This window comes from Bacillus sp. SH5-2 (genome assembly GCF_008368905.1).
GTDB classification, from domain to species: domain Bacteria; phylum Bacillota; class Bacilli; order Bacillales; family Bacillaceae_G; genus Bacillus_A; species Bacillus_A luti.
Map to the genome: position 1 here is coordinate 215,895 of NZ_QOSD01000001.1, position 15,505 is coordinate 231,399.

Genomic DNA, 15,505 nt, shown 5'->3' on the forward strand with positions numbered 1-15,505 from the left:
TGCCTATATTTTTACGAGGTGATTCATATGAATACACAATTACAACAAGAAATAGAAGAAGCTAGGGAAACGTACATTGGCCGGTTATTTACATTTGGCGGCTCAGCGTTATTTTTAATCGGTTCATTCATCGCAGTCGTCACAGCTTATAAAACATATAATCGTTTATTGCAATCATCAACATAAAAAAGACGGGGGATCCCCGTCTTTTTTATGCAAACATTTTAAATACACCTATTGCATTTAAAAATACAATTATTACAGTTACTGGAATAATATAACGAAGCAAGAAGAACCAAATGTTAAATAGCGTTTTCCCTTTCGTTTCCGTAACTTCTAATTCTTTCATTAATAACTCTTTACTCATTTTATTTGGTACAAATAGCGAAATAGCTAGTACCCCTAACGGCAGCAACACATTACTTACCGAAAAATCAACGAAATCAAAGAATGTTTTTCCAAATATTTTCACATCACTCATAATCCCAAATGATAATGCCGATGGAATTCCAACCGCAAAAATAAGAATACCAATTAATAATGATGCGGACGGACGCTTCTTCTCATTATCTTTCGCAACAGATGCTACAACAATTTCAAGCATTGAAATCGCAGACGTTAACGTTGCAAAGAAGAATAACACTAAAAACATAATGAAGAAAAATTGTCCAAATGGTATTTTCGCAAATACTGCTGGAAGGACGATAAACAGTAGCCCTGGTCCTTCTGTCGGTTTAACTCCTAATGCGAAAATCGCTGGAAAAATCGCTAACCCTGCAAGCACTGTAATAAATACAGTTAAACTCACAATAGATGTTGCTGATTTCGCCAAATGTTCCTCTTTCTTCAAATACGAACTATACGTTACCATTACTGAGGCCCCTACCGTTAGTGAGAAGAAAGATTGTCCCATCGCATATAAAATTGTATCTGCTGTAAGCTTTGAAAAATCCGGTTTTAAGAAGAACTCCACCCCAGCCATAGCACCATCAAGTGTTAACGCACGAATAATGATGGCAATAAATAAAATGAATAATAGCGGCATCATGTACTTACTTGCCTTTTCTATACCTTTTTCCACACCTTTACTAACAACAAAAATGGTACAAAGCATAAAGATGAATTGTGCCCCAATCGCACTTACTGGATTTGAAATCGTTTCACCAAACAATTGTCCATAATCGACTACTCCGTTCCAGAAACTACCTGTGACACTATAGTATAAATAAAGTAAAATCCATCCACCTACAACACTATAAAAAGATAGTACGCTAAAACAAGTAACAACCCCCATACGACCAATCCAAGGATATAACTTGCTATTTGGTACTAATACTTTATAAGCTGTAACTGCCTCTTTTTGAGTACTACGACCAATAACAAATTCAGCTAAAAGAAGAGGCATACCAATAAATAAAGTTAATAGTAAGAATACAAGGAAGAATGCGCCTCCCCCTCCATTACCTGCAACATATGGAAATTTCCATATTGCACCAAGACCTACTGCGGCTCCGGCTGCTGCGAGTACAAAGCCAATTTTCGACGTCCATTGCTGTGTTTCTTTCATCATAATTTCTCCTTTTCTGAATATTTGAACTTTTATCAATTATACACTTTCATTTCATACTCGCACACCTCCTTTAGAAAATAAAAAAGTCCCCTACACGCAAATATGCATGTAGAGGACGATATATGTAATGTTAATACCGTGGTACCACCTCAATTGGATTGATAAATCCCACTTGTTCAAGTACAGGAAAAACTCCGATACTCTATCCTTTTAACGGCGGAACCCGGGTTGCCTACTACAATGTTCAACATACCTCTCGCAAGCCCATTCTGTATATTTTATCGTACCGGGCTCACACCTTATCCCAGCTCTCTGAACGTATCAAATATACATACTCTTCTTGCTCATCGATTTCATCTATTGAAGTTACTTGTGATTATAAATTATATTTTTATATTTGTAAAGCGCAATTTATTTTTTGTTATTGGACAACTTTCGCCTCTAATTCCCGTAAAAAACTTTCTCTTTTTTCCTCGTTTTGCACATATACTGATTTCAATACTTCTTGTAGCAATATATGTCGTTCTCTCTTTTCTAACTGCAACTCTTTTAACTTGATTCTTACTTCATATAGAAACTCTAAATATATTTCATATGTTTCATCGTATTTATTTGCGATATCATCCCGAATTTTTTTCGCAAGCTTTGGACTTGCTCCTCCAGTAGAAACCGCTATATTAAGTAACCCACGATGAATTGCCGCCGGAAAATGAACATTACCACTTTCAGGATTTGTAATAACATTTACCAATTGATTCTCTGCGCTATCCTCAGCAACTTGTTCATTTAATATAGAATCACTACTCGCTGCAACAACTAAAAAAGCATCTTTAATATCACTTTTTTCATACTCTCTTTGATACCAACGAATTTTCTTCTCCTCCACAAGTTTCACTAAATTTGCGTCTAATTCTGGACTTACTACAACTATATCCGCACCTTGTTTTAATAAAGGAATAATTTTAAACCCCGCAACTTTTCCTCCACCAATGACAACAACACGTTTCTTATCAACTCGCACTGTAAGTGGATACATATTGATCTCCCTTCAATATTTCCTTCGTTTTTTGGATTAACATTTCTCGAAACGCTTCATTCTTTCCTAAATACGGGCTTATGTTTATTCCTCCCAATTCATATTGACGCACTTCTTTCTCAATATGTTTCATAAGTAATCCTGTAAATAACAAATAAGGTAGCACAATGATATGCTCTTCTTTTCGTTCTACAACTTCCTTCAATTTCTCCTCAAATTTTGGTTCTGCAGCCGCTAAAAAACAAACTTCTACTTTATCAATTTTTTCCTCCGCTTGAAATAAAGCAGCGATCCGATTTATATCTTGTAAAGTTTCAGGATCGCTACTGCCCCTTGCAACAAGTAAAAGCGTCACTTTATTTTTATATTCTTCAATACCGCTTCCTTTATATACCGATTTTATAAGTGTCCTTGATACACCGAATGGATTACCGTAAGTCACTTTAATATGAGGAAATTGATCATTTAACTTTTGTAATTCAAACGGAATATCATTTTTCACATGACCTGCCGCTAATAAAAATACAGGAATAGCGATAATCTCTGTCGCACCACGCTTCACACATGTACGAAAGCCTTCCTCGATAGAGGGATTCGCTAACTCTAAAAAACAAACTTCTTGAATCGTTTCCTCTATACGGCTCATACATGACGTAATAAATTGAATTGCCTCTTCTTTTGCTTCCCTCAACCGACTTCCATGACATATATATAAAACAGCCTTCATTTTACAACACTCCACTTACTTGATAGGCATTTTCCGTTTGTTTCTCAAACCAATGAATCTTTTCTCTAAAACGGACAACTTCTCCAATTACAATCATGCTTGGATTTTGAATTTGTTCTTTTCTCGCAACCTCTACAATTGTTCCTAACGTCCCGACAACTGTGCGCTGCATAGACGTCGTTCCCCGCTCAATAATAGCAGCAGGTGTATTTTTTTCTTTCCCATACTTCATAAGTTGTTCACATATGTAGGGCAAATTACTAACCCCCATATATACCGCTAAAGTCTCTACACCTTTCGCTAAACTTTCCCACTTTATTTCCTCTTCAGCATCTTCTTTCCTGTGTCCTGTCACAATAGCAAAACTTGCACTTGCATCACGATGGGTCACCGGAATCCCTGCATAAGCAGGTGCAGCTATTCCAGAGGAGATACCTGGGACGATTTCGAATGGTATCCCTTGCTTTGCTAGCGCTTCAGCTTCTTCTCCGCCTCTACCAAATACAAACGGATCTCCCCCTTTTAACCGCGTTACAACTTTTCCTTTTTTTGCGTATTTAATAAGAAATGTATGAATCGTCTCTTGCTTCATCGTGTGATAATTCGGGAGTTTCCCGCAATAAATTAAATCCGCTTCAGGCTTTGCGTACGAAAGCAACTCTTTATTCACAAGACGATCGTATAAAATAACATCTGCCTTCTCAATACATTTCAATCCTTTCACAGTGATTAAATCTGGATCCCCAGGGCCCGCTCCAACGATATATACTTTTCCCATCAGCTCTCCTCATTTCTACTATTAAAGTGAAACTTCCATCCTTATATACGAATGGAAGTTTTCATTACTTCATATTTCAATGTTCCTTACTCATGAATAACAAAAGCCGCGCTTTTTCGAATCTTCTTTTTTTCAAATAAGGAAATCTCCTTTATTTCTGGTAACGGTAAAAAATGTTTTTCAAGCTCAATCTCCGCAAGCTTAAATGCCTGTTCTTCACTCTGAGCAACAACAACAATCGGAACGATATTATTCGCTAATACAGCTTCAAATCGGTATAAGTCCATATTGCCCCTCCTAAGACGCTATAACTTCCTCTAACACGTTATTTAACGCTATTTGTAATGTATCTACGCCGATACGTTCAACAAAATCATAAAATGTTTCAGCTGGTAACTTATTTTTTTTGAAATAACTTATAAATGATACGAGCACATCCGGTAAATCTTCACCGTCTATTTTCCCTTTTAGCTTTTGATTATAAGCACCGCCATCTAGTAACGTTCCACCTACATAAATTTCAAATGCCTCAACAATTCCTTTTTCCTTCGTTTTCATTTTCACCCCTTGTAATCCAATGTCAGCAATTTGACGTTGACCACATGAATTCGGACATCCTACCATATGAATTCGAACAGGAACGTCGAGTACAATTTGTGTATCTAAGTACTCTGCAATTTGGCGTAATCTTTCTTTCGTTTCTACTAATGCGAGATTACAATATTCAATACCTGTACATGAAACGGCATGACCAATAAATGATTTCGGATTTGCAGAAATTGCTTCAAATAACGGTTCGCTTAATAAGCCTGCAACATTTTCTGGCGGAACATTCGGAATAATGAAGTTTTGTGAGTTACAAGTACGAATTTGCCCGTTACCATATTGCTTTGCAATTCTTGCAATCTCAAACATTTCTTCTGCATGTAAACGCCCTACAGGCACATTAAAACCGACATATTTTAGTCCCTCTTGTTTTTGATCTTGAACACCATAAAAATAACCTGCATTCCATCCTTTTAATGCACTTTCTCCTTTACTTTGTAAAGGTCCTGTATACTCTAGTAGTTTCTCTTTAAATTTCTCCGCTCCCCAGTCTGCAACAAGAAATTTCAAGCGTGCTAAATGACGCTTTTCACGATATCCAAAATCTCGGAATATAGTAGCAATCGCAATTGCTACCGCCTTCACTTCTTCTGGTAGAACGAATACATCTAATTCTTCTGCTAAATATGGACGAGCTGATAATCCTCCGCCTACTTTTATATGAAAACCAACTTTTTTCTCACCATTTATTTCTTTCGTAGCAGGTGTAAATGCAACACAGTTAATCTCTGCGTTTGCTGAATTATAAATGTTAGAACTAATAGACATTTTAAATTTACGTGGTAAGTTAGAAAACTCTTCATTATGTTGGAAATAGTCATATACATCTTTTACAATACCTGTTGTATCAAACAGTTCATTTGCATCAATTCCCGCAAGTGGATTTCCTGTAATATTACGCGTTATATCACCACACGCCCCAGCTGAAGATAATCCAACTCTCGCTAACCTTTTAAAAATATCTGGAATTTGCTGAATCTCTAACCAATGAAACTGAATCGCCTGTCTTGTCGTAATATCAATTACATCACGTCCATAGTCCTCAGCGATAGAAGCAAGCGCTTCTGCCTGCGCATTTGTAATAATCCCAGAAGGAATATTTACACGCATCATAAAGTATCCAGCTTCTTTCGGACGCTGCAAATACAAGCCTGCCCATTTAAATGCATCCCACTCTTCTTTCGGAATAGATTCGAATCCATTCTCCGCGTAGTAAGGAATGTCATTAAAAATTTCTAACCCATCTTTTTCTAATTTATTTTTCTCAGTCTGATTTAATTTTTCATTGTTAGCCCATACTTTTTCATAACTCATTTTTAATCCCCCTATATAAAGTGAAACTTTAATCAGTGAGGATTGTGTTCATCCCCCACTGATTATTAGCCTTAACCAATCGAACATTTACAGACAGCCCGACTTCCACCTAGCTTCTATTTTGAGGTACTTTACAACCCGTTAGCGCGGGATAAAACTACGCTCTTGTAAGTACTTCACAATTTGTTCTGCACATTCTTCAATAGAATAATTATGTGTTTCTACAATTAATTCTGCTCGTTCTGGCTCCTCATATGGTGAATCCACACCAGTAAACTGTTTAATATCACCTTTTCTTGCCTTTTTATAAAGACCTTTCGGATCACGTTTTTCACACTCTTCAATCGGACACTTCACAAACACTTCAATAAATTCATCCGCCGCTAATAGATCTCTAACTTGTTTTCGGTCTACTCGAAATGGTGAAATAAATGCTGTAAGAACAATCGTTCCTTGATCTACGAATAGTTTAGAAACTTCACCAATACGACGAATATTCTCTGTACGATCCCTTTCAGAAAAACCTAAATCGTTATTTAAACCGTGGCGTATATTATCCCCATCTAGCACATAGTTTCCGATATTCTTTTCAAATAGTTTACGGGCAACCGCATTCGCTACTGTAGATTTACCCGAAGCTGATAAACCCGTAAACCAAATTACAAAACTATGATGGCCACTTTTCACTCTTCTCTCATCTTTTAAAACAGAGGCTGTATGCCAAGTAATATTTGTATTCATCTCTTTCTCTCCCTATTTTGTTACTACACTTTTTTTCAAACCTTTAATTAGCACTTCCACTACTTCTTTCCGACTAAATGTACTTGGCGGAATCTCACCATTTCTTAATAGTTCCCTTACTTTCGTACCGGATAAAATGACATGGTCCTCTTTTCCATGCGGGCATGTTTTCGTTGAAGCCATTGCTTCACATTTCCCGCAGTAAAAGCTATGTTCAAAGAATAGCGGTGTAATACCTAACTCTTCTACCGTAAAATTCGTAAAAATATCCTGCGCTTCATATGTTCCGTAATAATCTCCTACCCCGGCATGATCACGCCCTACAATAAAGTGGGTACATCCAAAATTCTTTCTTACTAATGCATGAAATATCGCTTCTCTTGGCCCTGCGTAACGCATCGCTGCAGGAAACACACCTAAAAAGACACGATTTTTCGGATAATAGTTTTGAAGTAATACTTCATAGCTTTCCATTCTTACATCAGCAGGAATATCATCTGATTTCGTTTCCCCAACAAGCGGATTCAAAAAGAGACCATCTACAATTTCAAGAGCAGACTTTTGAATATATTCATGAGCGCGATGTACCGGGTTTCTCGTTTGAAACCCGACTACTGTTTTCCAACCACGCTTTTTAAATTCCTCTCGCGTTTCAATGGGATCTAAATGATAAGAAGGAAATTGATTATTTTCAAAGCGTTTTGTAAGAATAATAGCTCCTCCAACGTAAACGTTTGGTCGTTCATATAATTTTTTCACTCCTGGATGAGCCTCATCCGTCGTTTTATATACAAGTAACGCTTCTTTTTCTTTATCTGGTACAAAAATATCTTCTATTTGAATGACACCATATATATATCCATCGTTAACAAGCTTTACTTTCTCTCCAACTTCCAGCCTCTCTGCTACATCTTCTGTTACTGGCAATGTAATTGGTATACTCCATATGTTCCCATTTGCTAAACGAAGGGTTTCTACGACCGAGTCATAATCATTCTTACCTAAAAAACCTGTAAGCGGGCTATATCCACCTGTCGCTATCAGCTCTAAATCACTTAACGCAATGTTGTCTAATTTAATTTCTTTTTCAATTTGTGATACGTCGTATGTCTCATCTATACGGTTTACTAATTCGTTTCTTGTGCTCATTTTCTATATCCTCTCTTAGCTTTATTTTTCAATTCATCTTATTGATCATGGAGACCACATTCTGTTTTCCCTTTGCCAGCCCATCTACCATCTCTTGAATCGCCACCATCTACAGGTAACGTACACTTCTCACACCCAATACTTGGATAGCCAACATCATGTAATGGGTTATACGGCAAACTATGTTTGTATACATATCGCCAAACTTCTTTCCATGTCCAATGAATAAGTGGACAAATCTTAATAGATTGAAAACGACGATCTTGATTTATAAAGTTTGTATGTTTGCGAGTTTCTGATTGTTCCCTTCTTAAACCTGATATCCACGCCTTTTCATTTGCTAATGCTTTTTCTAAAGGTAAAATTTTTCTAATTTTACAACAAAGATTTGGGTTGCTTTCCCACAGCCTGTCACCATGCAACTTTGCTTGTTCATCAAGTGTAAGTTCTGGCTGTTTTTCTATAATATTTAATGAAGGAAATCGTTCCCGCACTTTTTGAATTAATTCATACGTTTCTTGAAAATGAACATTTGTATCCAAAAATACAACTTTAGCAGATGGATTTACTTGGTTTATAAGGTGCAGTAATACCATACTTTCCACTCCAAAGCTACATGCGTATACAATTTCACTTTTATATTCTTTATAAGCCCAACTTAATACAGATAGCGCGCCTTTTGTTTCATCTTCTTCTGAAAACGAAACACCATTTTCATCCCACGTTTCATACGTCAACATGTTTTTTCCCCCTGTAAAAGCAAAAAGACGGTTTTAACCTAATAAAATAGGTTAAAACCGCCTCTAGTTTTTCTAGTCAGCGCTTTTTTACTTTAAACGTACTTTTTCACTTTTCTCTAATTGAATGACTTTCCCATCTTGCACAACAATTGTAATTGAACCATATTTCATATCAGCAAGCATCGCTTGAATCTTCTCAGATACTTCCTCAAAATGTTCCCGTACGCTCACGCGAACAGCCCCCCTTTTTATTCATAAAAAAAATCTTTCCCATTTCGAAAAGACTGTTCGGTAATATATTTTACCTTATCTTTCAAAATGGATTCCATTTTGCTGGATTTAGCACCTTGCTTTCTATAAGCAGGTTGCCGAGCTTCGCCGGGCCAGTTCCCTCCGCTTCTCTTGATAAGCTTTGTATTTGTATTTTATCACAATTCTGATTTTTTTCAATCCTAGTTTTCCGATATATTTTAATTATTTTATTTTACAAAAAAGGAATTGCCCATCCGAACAACTCCTTTTCTCTATTTAAACAAGTTCTTTAATACGTATGCGATCGTTCCCAATAATATTTTCATATGTTTCACGTTCCACTACAATTTGCGATGTTCCACCTTTCGTAAAGACGACAGCTGGTCTCCGAATTCGATTATAATTATTCGCCATCGAATAGCCATATGCTCCTGTACAAGAAATTGCTAGTAAATCGGAAGAAGCGACTTTCGGTAAATGAATATCCCAAATCAGCATATCTCCACTCTCACAACATTTCCCAGCAATCGAAACGAGTTCCTCATTCGCATCATTCCCTCGATTCGCTAACATTGCTTCGTAACGAGCGTTATATAAGGCAGGTCTTAAATTATCCGTCATTCCACCATCTACTGAAACATATTTTCTTATGCCAGGAATATCTTTCACAGATCCGACTGTATACAGTGTCGTTCCAGCATCACCTACAATACTACGACCTGGTTCAACCCATATTTCTGGCAATGGATAATTACATACTGTAAATTGTTCTCTCACCGCACTTGTTACAGCTCGCACATATGTCTCAAGAGTTAATGGTGTATCTGACTCTGTGTAGCGTATTCCGAATCCTCCGCCCACATTTAGCACTTTTACTACATAGTTTGTTCGCTCTCTCACTTCTTCTAAAAATTGACGAAGAACTTCAATCGCTCGCACAAAGCCGGCCGTTTCAAATATTTGTGATCCGATATGTGAATGAATACCTAACACATTATAATTTGATTTTTGTAAAGCAAGCTCGATTGCCTGCATCGCTTGACCATTTGAAACACCAAATCCAAATTTTGAATCCTCTTGCCCTGTTGTAATATATTCATGTGTATGCGCCTCTACTCCAGGCGTTACACGAATTAATATGTTCACAAATTTCCCATGTTGCACTGCTAAATCATGCAAAATTTCTAATTCTAAGAAATTATCTACAACAAAACAACCAATATTCGCCTGAAGAGCCATAATCATCTCTTCTTCTGTTTTATTATTGCCGTGAAAATGAATGCGTGATGCCGGAAATCCAGCTTGGAGCGCAGTATACAATTCTCCTCCAGAAACAACATCTAACGACATATTCTCTTCACGAGCTACTCGGCACATCTCCATGCACAAGAACGCCTTGCTTGCATATGCTACTTGATAAGAGAAACCACTTTCTTTAAAAGCACGATGAAACGCGCGGCACTTTCCTCGAATAGAATCTTCATCGTATACATAAAGTGGTGTTCCATATTGTTTTGCTAGCTGCGTCGTATCGCACCCTCCAATTTCTAAGTGTCCTTGCCCATTAATTCGGCTCGTGCCGTGTAAATACATTTGAATTCCTCCCTTATTTCCTCTAAAACTCATAACCCCAATCTTCTATTCATTGCAGCACGCTTTTAGATAGACAAAAAACGCGCGGAACAATGTTCACACGCGTTTCTTATTAGGAAAAATATATATTGAAAAAATAAACGAGTTGTTATCTCCTCAAAATAAGAAACCGCATCAACATCTCCAAATAGCTCTCCATAAAATAAATCTTATGACAGTACTACATTTATTCAATGCAGTCCCAATATATGAATAAGATGGTTATTCTTATATTTCGGCAATAGTCCCTTTCAACCTATGATCACAGATTCCATTAAATCTCCCATAGCTTACTCTTTCCTATCGCGGCCTCTACCTTTGAGAGTAGATGAGGTAAGTCTATTTAATTTTCAAACATCTAATTGTTGCTATTAACAATACCAAAGGACCATTTTATTTGTCAAACAATTTTTTATATTGTTTTTTGACAGTTTAGTTTCGTATCGTTTGGTAAGCGCTTTACAATAATCTTTGTCACTTCCCATTCGCCTTCTTCGTTATTAAATGTAATCGTTACCTTCTCAAATGGTGGAGCAATCTTCCCAGCAACACGTTCATACTTTATCACTTCAATACTCGCTTGAAATAAATATGTACCGCTATACACTTTTTTTAAACTGATAATTTTAGGACATTGATAAGGCTTCAAGCTCCCATATTGTTTTTCAATCGCTTTATTTATTTTTGGAAATAAAACAGAATAAAGGGCATCTTCCATAAGGGGTGCATCATATTGGGCTACCGAAACACTCGGTGAAGCAAAAAGTATACAACTACTGCATGCTATAAAATATAATAATTTTCGCATTATAACCTCCGTATTATTACGTGATTCTTTCTGCGCACGATCATTATCATACAAAGAAATTCCATTTTATTGTCTCCCACCACTCTTTTTCTACTCAATTATTATAAAAAAGTCCACAACTCTCTTTTATTTTCGTATAATGATACTCATAGTATAATAATCATAATAACAAAGGACTGTTCGTATATATAAAATGAGGCGCTAATCCAATAGGCCCACAAGAACTGTCATGCTTTTTAGGAGAGGAGTATATTATGCTACAACGTCTATTTCCAAAACTGCGATTTGCACTTATTGCAGTCGTTTTATTATGGATAAAAACATATATTGTGTACAAGCTAGCATTCGATATTAAAATTGATAATTTCTTTGAAGAATTTATGCTTTTTATTAATCCACTAGCTGCGTTACTTTTATTTTTCGGTTTTGCTTTATTTGCATCCAAACACCGAAACCGCATTATAGTTGGAATTAGTTTTATACTATCATTCATTTTATTTGGAAATGCAATGTTTTATGGGTTTTATAACGATTTCGTTACGTTCCCAGTGTTATTTCAAACAAATAATATGGCTGATTTAGGGACGAGTATAAAAGAACTCTTTACGTATAAAACATTACTCTTATTTGCAGATGCGATTATTTTAATGTTTCTTTCACGTAAATTCCCGGCATTTTGTGACAAGACGCCGCTTTCTCGCTCTGAGAAGCGTATTTTCTTTAGCGGTGTAACAGCTCTATTAGCACTACAAATTGTTGTTTCCGTTATTTATAAACCACAAATGTTCTCACGCTCATTTGACCGTCAAACTGTCGTGAAAAATTTAGGTTTATACACATATCATCTATTCGATATTACACTTCAATCAAAATCTTCAGCTGAACGTGTATTTGCAAGTGGGGACGGGTTCTCTGAAATTAAAAACTATACAGACTCAAAAGATAAGCAAGTTGATAAGAACTTATTTGGAGCTGCAAAAGGTAAAAATGTCATTTTGATTTCAATGGAATCTACACAAAGTTTTGTTATTAATAAAAAAATAAATGGAAAAGAAATTACTCCATTTTTAAACGAATTTATTAAAGATAGTTTTTATTTCGACAACTTCTATCATCAAACAGGACAAGGTAAAACTTCTGATGCTGAATTTATCGTCGAAAATTCACTTTATCCGTTAGACCGCGGTTCTGTATTCTTTACTCACGCAACAAATGAATATACAGCTACACCAGAACAATTGAAGAAATACGGATATTCTTCTGCTGTCTTCCATTCAAACGATAAATCGTTTTGGAATCGTGATGTAATGTATCCTGCGCTTGGATATGATCGTTACTTTAATTTAAATGATTACGTAGGCACAGAACAAATGTCTGTCGGTTGGGGATTAAAAGATAAAGAGTTCTTTGAGCAATCTATTCCAAAGCTAAAATCTTTACCACAACCGTTCTATACAAAATTCATTACTTTAACAAACCATTTTCCGTTTCTTCTAAATCCAGAAGATCAATATGTTGATGAGTTTAATTCAGAAAGTGGCGTTTTAAACCGCTACTTCCCAACCGTTCGTTACACGGATGAAGCTCTTAAATTATTTATTAATCAATTAAAAGCAGAAGGACTGTACGACAATTCCGTTATTGTCATTTATGGTGATCATTACGGTATTTCCGAAAACCATAACGCAGCTATGGCCCAGTTCCTTGGGAAAGACGCTATTACACCGTTTGATTCTATGCAATTACAACGCGTCCCTCTCATTATTCATGTGCCTGGTCAAGAAGGAAAAGTCATTTCTAAAGTATCTGGTCAAATTGATATTAAACCAACTCTTCTTCATTTACTTGGTATTAAAACAAATCAATCCGTAGAATTTGGAACTGATTTATTCATTAAAGAGAAAGACCCTCTTATGATCATGCGGGATGGTAGCTTTGTTTCGGAAGAGTATGTTTACACAAAAAACATGTGCTACAAACGAAGTACGGGGGCAGAAACCGATTTAACACTATGTCAGCCTTATATTGAAAAAGCAAAAACAGAATTAAAACTTTCCGATAAACTGATTTATGGAGATTTATTACGTTTCGATCCTAACAATCGATTTAACACTGGAACGATGACAACGAAATTTGAATAGTTCAGGAAGCAACTTTGTAGAAGTTGCTTCCTTTTTTTACTTATTTTTCGAATTATTCTTCTACGAAATCTTTCACAAATTGGGAATTTCTTTCGTATGAGGAATAAATTTATGGTATGATAAAATGAGTAAACTTTCATACACTAATTAAGAATTCATTACAGAAAGCAAGGGATCAGATTTTGTATAGAGCAGCTATTCCAAACTTATTTACGCTCGGAAATTTATATAGCGGATTCTTATCGATCGGCTATGCATCTTTAGGATATTATAAATCAGCTGCTATTTTAGTACTTATCGGGATGATGTTAGATAGTCTTGATGGTCGTGTTGCTCGTTTATTACGTGTGGATTCACAAATGGGGAAAGAGCTTGACTCACTTGCGGATGTGGTAACATTTGGTGCAGCACCTGCTGTTTTAATGTATTACACATCGTTCTCCAACTATGGAATCATCGGACTATACATAGCGGGACTATTCCCTCTTTTCGGAGCATATCGCTTAGCACGATTTAATGTAACACCATCTTCTACTTCAATGAAATATTTCACTGGAGTTCCGATTACAGCAGCGGGAGGGCTTGTCGCTTTCTTAACCTTATTTTCACATACCATTCCAAAAATCGTTCTAATTACAGTATTTGTAACGTTCGCATTTTTAATGGTAAGCCGTATTCGTATCCCAAGTTTAAAAGATGTACCAATTCCACGATATAGCATCATTATTACACTATTTTTAATTGGAATCATTATCACAATGTATCAAACAGGGTTTGGTAATTTTTCTGTTTTCTTATTCATTGCCATCCCACTATACATTTTGTACATGTTATCTCAATTCATTAGACAAAGACCGTCAAAAAAAGCGAATAAAGAAAAATAAAAAGAAACCTTCCACATCCGGAAGGTTTCTTTTTATTCCTCTATTTTTCTAGGCAATATGCCTCCGATTAGCATTTCACTTTATTTTGTAACGAATACTTTTTGATTTACAGGTGTCACTGGTTCTTCCCCGTTCAACACAGCCAATATATTTCTTACAGCCATTTCAGCCATCGCATCACGCGTTTCAAATGTTGCATTTCCTACATGAGGAGCAAGTACAACATTTTTTAATCCTTTTAGCTCTTCTGTAATTTTCGGTTCAAACTCAAACACATCAAGAGCTGCTCCTTCAATTTCATTCGTTTTTAATGCATGAGCAAGTGCCGCTTCATTCATAATTGGGCCACGTGAAGCATTTACAATATATGCTGTTTTCTTCATCATTTTAAACTGCTCTTCATCAATCATATGATGTAATTTCGGATTATAAGCACAATTAATTGTAATAAAGTCTGCTGTTTGTAATAATTCTTCCAACGTTACATACGTTGCTCCTAGTTCGTTCTCAGCTTCAGGCTTACGATTAGGTCCTGTATATAAAACATCCATCCCAAATGCTTTCGCTCGCTTTGCAACTGCCTTCCCGATTTCTCCAAGGCCGATAATTCCAATTGTTTTACCATGTACTTCTCGGCCTAAGAAAAATAACGGTGCCCATCCGTTAAATCCGATTGTACGACATAACGTATCCCCTTCAGGAATTCTGCGTGCCGCTGCTAAAAGAAGTGCGAATGTTAATTCTGCTGTCGCTTCCGTTGATACTTTCGGTGTATTCGATACTACAATTCCTTTTTCGCCCGCATACGTATAATCAATATTGTCATAACCAGCACCATAGTTTGCAACAATCTTTAAATGAGGTGCTGCATCAATAACTTCTTTCGGCACCTTTGTAGAAAGTAAACTTAACAACGCATCTTTATCTTGTACACGCTCTGTTAATTCATCTAAAGAAATTAACTCCTCTTTATCATACATTTCTACATCGTGATCTTTTAATAGTTCTAATCCGATTTCTGGAATTTTCCCTGCTACTAATATTTTTGCCACTATACTAACACCTCTTCTATACAAAATAGGATATCTCTTATCTTTCATTGTAAGAAATCCACATATAAAAACCAA

The 15,505-nt window shown here is 36.2% G+C and carries 16 protein-coding genes, 2 riboswitches and 1 other annotated feature; of the genes, 3 read left to right on the plus strand and 13 right to left on the minus strand.

The genetic code is table 11. The features are described from left to right. Positions 1-27 precede the first annotated feature (27 nt). Positions 28-186 (plus strand): hypothetical protein, encoded by a 159-nt coding sequence (locus DN410_RS27760; protein WP_179958558.1) that lies wholly within the window; start codon positions 28-30, stop codon positions 184-186. A gap of 25 nt (positions 187-211) precedes the next feature. On the opposite strand, the gene DN410_RS01145 is transcribed toward DN410_RS27760, so the two are convergent. The 12 genes from DN410_RS01145 to DN410_RS01200 all read right to left on the minus strand — a co-directional run bounded on the left by DN410_RS01145 (position 212) and on the right by DN410_RS01200 (position 11,353). Then, positions 212-1,567, minus strand: a complete 1,356-nt coding sequence (locus DN410_RS01145) for a sodium-dependent transporter (RefSeq protein WP_149175053.1) — start codon at positions 1,565-1,567, stop codon at positions 212-214. Between the two features lie 111 nt (positions 1,568-1,678). Continuing rightward, positions 1,679-1,927, minus strand: a binding site (T-box leader). Positions 1,928-1,991: 64 nt separating this feature from the next. Further along, positions 1,992-2,606: an NAD(P)-binding protein gene (locus DN410_RS01150; protein ID WP_149174972.1), complete on the minus strand. Its 615-nt coding sequence runs from the start codon at positions 2,604-2,606 to the stop codon at positions 1,992-1,994. Continuing rightward, positions 2,581-3,333, minus strand: a complete 753-nt coding sequence (locus DN410_RS01155) for a sirohydrochlorin chelatase (RefSeq protein WP_149174973.1) — start codon at positions 3,331-3,333, stop codon at positions 2,581-2,583. The genes DN410_RS01150 and DN410_RS01155 overlap by 26 nt, the downstream gene beginning before the upstream one ends. A gap of 1 nt (position 3,334) precedes the next feature. Next, on the minus strand, positions 3,335-4,111 hold the full coding sequence (gene cobA, locus DN410_RS01160; protein WP_149174974.1) for a uroporphyrinogen-III C-methyltransferase: 777 nt from the start codon (positions 4,109-4,111) through the stop codon (positions 3,335-3,337). Between the two features lie 86 nt (positions 4,112-4,197). Then, complete coding sequence (locus tag DN410_RS01165; protein ID WP_071709835.1) at positions 4,198-4,398, minus strand: DUF3906 family protein; 201 nt, start codon at positions 4,396-4,398, stop codon at positions 4,198-4,200. Positions 4,399-4,408: 10 nt separating this feature from the next. Continuing rightward, positions 4,409-6,031 (minus strand): nitrite/sulfite reductase, encoded by a 1,623-nt coding sequence (locus tag DN410_RS01170; RefSeq protein WP_149174975.1) that lies wholly within the window; start codon positions 6,029-6,031, stop codon positions 4,409-4,411. A gap of 141 nt (positions 6,032-6,172) precedes the next feature. Beyond that, the gene (cysC, locus tag DN410_RS01175; protein WP_149174976.1) at positions 6,173-6,772 is read right to left on the minus strand and encodes an adenylyl-sulfate kinase; all 600 of its coding nucleotides are present in this window, start codon (positions 6,770-6,772) and stop codon (positions 6,173-6,175) included. A gap of 12 nt (positions 6,773-6,784) precedes the next feature. Continuing rightward, complete coding sequence (gene sat / locus DN410_RS01180; protein ID WP_149174977.1) at positions 6,785-7,921, minus strand: sulfate adenylyltransferase; 1,137 nt, start codon at positions 7,919-7,921, stop codon at positions 6,785-6,787. Between the two features lie 38 nt (positions 7,922-7,959). After that, positions 7,960-8,661 (minus strand): phosphoadenylyl-sulfate reductase, encoded by a 702-nt coding sequence (locus DN410_RS01185; RefSeq protein WP_149174978.1) that lies wholly within the window; start codon positions 8,659-8,661, stop codon positions 7,960-7,962. Positions 8,662-8,748: 87 nt separating this feature from the next. Beyond that, on the minus strand, positions 8,749-8,892 hold the full coding sequence (locus tag DN410_RS01190) for a YezD family protein (RefSeq protein WP_000116163.1): 144 nt from the start codon (positions 8,890-8,892) through the stop codon (positions 8,749-8,751). 72 nt (positions 8,893-8,964) lie between these two features. Further along, positions 8,965-9,073: riboswitch (SAM riboswitch) on the minus strand. Between the two features lie 116 nt (positions 9,074-9,189). Continuing rightward, positions 9,190-10,506, minus strand: a complete 1,317-nt coding sequence (gene lysA / locus DN410_RS01195; RefSeq protein ID WP_149174979.1) for a diaminopimelate decarboxylase — start codon at positions 10,504-10,506, stop codon at positions 9,190-9,192. Between the two features lie 180 nt (positions 10,507-10,686). Further along, a riboswitch (Lysine riboswitch) is annotated at positions 10,687-10,868 on the minus strand. 89 nt (positions 10,869-10,957) lie between these two features. After that, positions 10,958-11,353, minus strand: a complete 396-nt coding sequence (locus tag DN410_RS01200) for a DUF3888 domain-containing protein (protein ID WP_149174980.1) — start codon at positions 11,351-11,353, stop codon at positions 10,958-10,960. Between the two features lie 254 nt (positions 11,354-11,607). Between DN410_RS01200 and DN410_RS01205 the strand changes: the two genes are divergently transcribed. Both DN410_RS01205 and pssA read left to right on the plus strand, forming a co-directional pair. Then, entirely contained in the window at positions 11,608-13,494 is a 1,887-nt protein-coding gene (locus DN410_RS01205) for an LTA synthase family protein (protein ID WP_149174981.1), read from the plus strand. 182 nt (positions 13,495-13,676) lie between these two features. Further along, positions 13,677-14,378 (plus strand): CDP-diacylglycerol--serine O-phosphatidyltransferase, encoded by a 702-nt coding sequence (pssA, locus tag DN410_RS01210; protein ID WP_044739224.1) that lies wholly within the window; start codon positions 13,677-13,679, stop codon positions 14,376-14,378. Between the two features lie 80 nt (positions 14,379-14,458). Here the strand turns inward: pssA and DN410_RS01215 are convergent, their stop codons facing one another. Further along, on the minus strand, positions 14,459-15,430 hold the full coding sequence (locus DN410_RS01215; RefSeq protein WP_149174982.1) for an NAD(P)-dependent oxidoreductase: 972 nt from the start codon (positions 15,428-15,430) through the stop codon (positions 14,459-14,461). Positions 15,431-15,505 lie beyond the last annotated feature (75 nt).

What these genes read in the sequence shown, in the direction of transcription:
- DN410_RS27760 (WP_179958558.1), top strand. Translation starts at nt 28, where the DNA reads ATGAATACACAATTACAACAAGAAATAGAAGAAGCTAGGGAAACGTAC.
- DN410_RS01145 (WP_149175053.1), bottom strand. Translation starts at nt 1,567, where the DNA reads ATGAAAGAAACACAGCAATGGACGTCGAAAATTGGCTTTGTACTCGCA.
- DN410_RS01150 (WP_149174972.1), bottom strand. Translation starts at nt 2,606, where the DNA reads ATGTATCCACTTACAGTGCGAGTTGATAAGAAACGTGTTGTTGTCATT.
- DN410_RS01155 (WP_149174973.1), bottom strand. Translation starts at nt 3,333, where the DNA reads ATGAAGGCTGTTTTATATATATGTCATGGAAGTCGGTTGAGGGAAGCA.
- cobA (WP_149174974.1), bottom strand. Translation starts at nt 4,111, where the DNA reads ATGGGAAAAGTATATATCGTTGGAGCGGGCCCTGGGGATCCAGATTTA.
- DN410_RS01165 (WP_071709835.1), bottom strand. Translation starts at nt 4,398, where the DNA reads ATGGACTTATACCGATTTGAAGCTGTATTAGCGAATAATATCGTTCCG.
- DN410_RS01170 (WP_149174975.1), bottom strand. Translation starts at nt 6,031, where the DNA reads ATGAGTTATGAAAAAGTATGGGCTAACAATGAAAAATTAAATCAGACT.
- cysC (WP_149174976.1), bottom strand. Translation starts at nt 6,772, where the DNA reads ATGAATACAAATATTACTTGGCATACAGCCTCTGTTTTAAAAGATGAG.
- sat (WP_149174977.1), bottom strand. Translation starts at nt 7,921, where the DNA reads ATGAGCACAAGAAACGAATTAGTAAACCGTATAGATGAGACATACGAC.
- DN410_RS01185 (WP_149174978.1), bottom strand. Translation starts at nt 8,661, where the DNA reads ATGTTGACGTATGAAACGTGGGATGAAAATGGTGTTTCGTTTTCAGAA.
- lysA (WP_149174979.1), bottom strand. Translation starts at nt 10,506, where the DNA reads ATGTATTTACACGGCACGAGCCGAATTAATGGGCAAGGACACTTAGAA.
- DN410_RS01200 (WP_149174980.1), bottom strand. Translation starts at nt 11,353, where the DNA reads ATGCGAAAATTATTATATTTTATAGCATGCAGTAGTTGTATACTTTTT.
- DN410_RS01205 (WP_149174981.1), top strand. Translation starts at nt 11,608, where the DNA reads ATGCTACAACGTCTATTTCCAAAACTGCGATTTGCACTTATTGCAGTC.